This is a genomic window from Kitasatospora sp. MBT66 (genome assembly GCF_000710405.2).
Taxonomy (GTDB): domain Bacteria; phylum Actinomycetota; class Actinomycetes; order Streptomycetales; family Streptomycetaceae; genus Kitasatospora; species Kitasatospora purpeofusca.
On record NZ_JAIY01000003.1, the window covers coordinates 31,947 to 35,062 of the forward strand.

3 protein-coding genes and 1 pseudogene are annotated in these 3,116 nt (G+C 75.4%); all 4 read left to right on the top strand.

The features are described from left to right. The first annotated feature begins 361 nt into the window (after positions 1-361). The gene (locus tag BI06_RS02145) at positions 362-853 is read left to right on the top strand and encodes a hypothetical protein (RefSeq protein ID WP_051740128.1); all 492 of its coding nucleotides are present in this window, start codon (positions 362-364) and stop codon (positions 851-853) included. Between the two features lie 149 nt (positions 854-1,002). Next, a complete protein-coding gene (locus BI06_RS02150; RefSeq protein WP_043464585.1) occupies positions 1,003-1,794 on the top strand; it encodes an aminotransferase class IV in 792 nt (263 codons plus the stop codon). Positions 1,795-1,998: 204 nt separating this feature from the next. Then, the gene (locus BI06_RS02155; RefSeq protein ID WP_051740129.1) at positions 1,999-2,796 is read left to right on the top strand and encodes an ABC transporter ATP-binding protein; all 798 of its coding nucleotides are present in this window, start codon (positions 1,999-2,001) and stop codon (positions 2,794-2,796) included. After that, positions 2,793-3,116 (top strand): annotated as a pseudogene (locus tag BI06_RS50195) (ABC transporter permease); the annotation flags it as partial. The gene BI06_RS02155 and the pseudogene BI06_RS50195, both read left to right, overlap by 4 nt.

Here is a 3,116-nt window from a genome sequence, read left to right on the forward strand (position 1 = left end):
CCCCGCCCCCCGCCCCGGCGCGGTGGCACCCTGAGGTGCGCCTCTTCGATGTGCTGAGCAGCTGATCGGACAGCTCTGTCCGATTGGTGATCGGTGACGCGATGCGGGACCCCCGCTGTCCGAGCAGGCACGAACGGCCGCCGACGGCGACCTGTCCGCCCCCACGGTGTACCCGTGGTCGACCGCTCGGCAGGTCGGGGCCCCGCGTTCGCGGGCATTGGACGGGCGGGCGATGAACTCGATCGACCGCCGCTCCCGTTGCTACCGGTGAGGGTCCGTCGGGCGGCCGCCCGACGCGTCGCACCGCCCCGGCACCACCGGGCGGTCGACGAGGCCCCGCCCCGACCGACCAGGAGCAGACATGAACAAGATCAAGGCCGCCGTCGCGGCCCTCGCCGCCCTCGCCGGAATCGGTCTGGGTGCGGCTCCCGCCTCGGCGGGTGACATCAACATCCCCGCGCGCTGCAGCGACAAGCAGTTCGGCGGCAGCTTCCTGTGCGGCGGTGACTTCCGTGACGGCGTGACGTACTTCGGTTTCCAGGACGGGAACAGCGAGATCTTCGTGATCGGCACCGACAACGCGGTGTGGACGCGCTGGACGAGCGGCAGCTCCCACAAGCTGAGCAGCTGGACCTCCCTGGGCGGCTACTTCACCAGCAAGGTCGTGATTACCCGTCAGACCCTCGGCGGCGCCTTCACCATCACCTCGCGCGGCAGCGACTACAACCACATGTGGTCCCGGGACCGCAGCCAGAACGGGACCTGGAACAACTGGTACGTCGACGGGCCGCCGATCGCCGGCGGCGGGAAGGCCGTGCCCGGGTCCGAGGAGCCCGCGGCGACCGCTCTCTGACCGCTCCCCCGGCTGCTCCCGGCCTCCTGCCCGTGCCCCGACCGGCAGGCTGCGGCACCCGGGCGGACGGCTGTCGGGCGGACCGCTGTCACTCGGCGCGGTGCCCGGCGGGGACTCCGCCGGGCACCGCCCCTGGGAGACTCGACGCCATGGCAGAGATCGAGATCGACGGCGTCCCCGCCGACCCCGCCCGGCTGGCGGCCCTGGGCCTGCTCAACTACGGCCACTTCACCACCCTGCGCGCCGAGTCCGGCCGCGCCCGCGGCCTCGCGCTCCACCTGGACCGCCTGGTTCGCGACTGCCGCACGGTCTTCGGCGCCGAGCTGGACCCCGCGGAGGTCCGGGCCCGGATCCGCCGGGTGCTCCCCGCCGACGGCGCGCCGACGATCGTCCGGGTGACCGTGTTCGACCCGGCGCTCGGCCTGGAGCGCCCCGCCGCCCCCGCCACGCCCCACCTGCTGGTCACCACCCGCCCCGCGCCGGCCGCCGCGCCCGGCCCGCTGCGGGTCCGCACCACCGCGTACCGGCGCGAGCTGCCGGAGGTCAAGCACGTCGGCCTGTTCGGCCTGCTGCACCAGCGCCGGCTCGCCCAGCTCGACGGCTACGACGACGCCCTGCTGCTGGACGGCGCCGGCCGCCTCGCCGAGGGCGCCACCTGGAACCTCGCCCTGTACGACGGCCGCACGCTGGTCCGGCCGGACACCGACGCCGAGCTGCCCGGCGTCACCGCCGCCCTGCTCGCGCGTGCCCACCGGGGACCGCAGCGGCGCGAGCCGCTCGCCCCGGACGGCCTGGACCGCTTCGTCGCCGCCGTCGCCCTCAACGCGGGCGCGGGCGTCCGCCCGATCGCGGCGATCGACGGCACCTCCTTCGACCCCGCCCACCCGGTCGTCGCGGAGCTGCGCGCCGCTTACGAAGGTGTGCCGGGCGAGGAGGTCTGACCCGCCACCAGGACCGCGCGGGCCCGGCACCGAACGGACCCCGGCCATCCCGGTGGCCCGGCGCCACCCTCGGGCGGCCCGGAGGACACCCGGGGGGATAACCCCACCCCACGTCCGCCAGCGGACTCCATGGTCCGCCGCACCCCGTCTTCCTAGCCTGGAACACGTCGACCACAGGCGACGATCCACGAAGGAAGGCCCACCATGTCACCCCGCCGTACCAGCCCCCGGCCCGAGCCGACCGGCCACCCGGCCGCGCACGTCGCGATCGAACTGCGGGGCGTCCGGCGCAGCTACGGCCGCGGCGCCGAGGCCGTGCACGCGCTGCGCGGCATCGACCTGGCGCTCGGCCGGGGCACGTTCACCGCCGTGATGGGACCGTCCGGCTCCGGCAAGAGCACCTTCCTCCAGTGCGCGGCCGGCCTGGACCGCCCGACCGCCGGCGAGGTCCACCTGGGCGGCGAGGAGATCACCCGGCTGAGCGAGGACCGGCTGACCAAGCTGCGCCGCGGCCGGATCGGGTTCGTCTTCCAGTCCTTCAACCTGCTGCCCTCGCTGACGGTGCTGCAGAACGTGCTGCTCCCGCTGCGTCTGGCCGGCGAGCGCCAGGACCGCTCCCGGGCCCGTGAGCTGCTCGCCCGGGTCGGCCTCGGGGAGCACGCCGGACGCCGGCCCGGGCAGCTGTCCGGCGGCCAGCAGCAGCGGGTGGCGATCGCCCGGGCGCTGATCACCGACCCGGACGTGGTGTTCGCGGACGAGCCGACCGGCGCGCTGGACACCCGTACCGCGCACGAGGTGCTCGGCCTGCTGCGGAACGCGGTCGACACCATGGGCGCCACCGTCGTCATGGTCACCCACGACCCGGTGGCGGCCTCCTTCGCCGACCGGGTGGTGTTCCTGGCCGACGGCGCCCTCGCCGACGAGCTGTACCACCCGGACCCGAAGACCGTCGCCGACCGGATGGTGTCGCTGACCGCCCGCCCGCTGGAGGCGGCGGCATGAGCAACGGACTCGCCCGCGCCTCGGTGCGCTTCCGTCCCGCCTCCTTCGTCGGGACCTTCGTCGCGCTGTTCTTCGCCGCCGCCGTGATCACGGCCTGCGGCACCCTGCTGCAGACCGGCATCACGGCCTCGGTGCCGGCCGGCCGGTACGCGGACGCCCCCGTCGTGGTGGCCGCCGACCCGACCGTCGGCATCACCTTCCGGGAGGGCGAGGACACCGACACCGAGGAGCAGCCCGTCCCCGACCGGGCCCGGGTGGACGCGGCGCTGACGGCCCGGATCGCCGCGCAGCCGGGGGTGGCCGCGGCCCGCCCGGACAGC

Bases quoted from the DNA above. Each gene is read 5' to 3' on its own strand.
- BI06_RS02145 (WP_051740128.1), top strand. From the start codon at position 362: ATGAACAAGATCAAGGCCGCCGTCGCGGCCCTCGCCGCCCTCGCCGGA.
- BI06_RS02150 (WP_043464585.1), top strand. From the start codon at position 1,003: ATGGCAGAGATCGAGATCGACGGCGTCCCCGCCGACCCCGCCCGGCTG.
- BI06_RS02155 (WP_051740129.1), top strand. From the start codon at position 1,999: ATGTCACCCCGCCGTACCAGCCCCCGGCCCGAGCCGACCGGCCACCCG.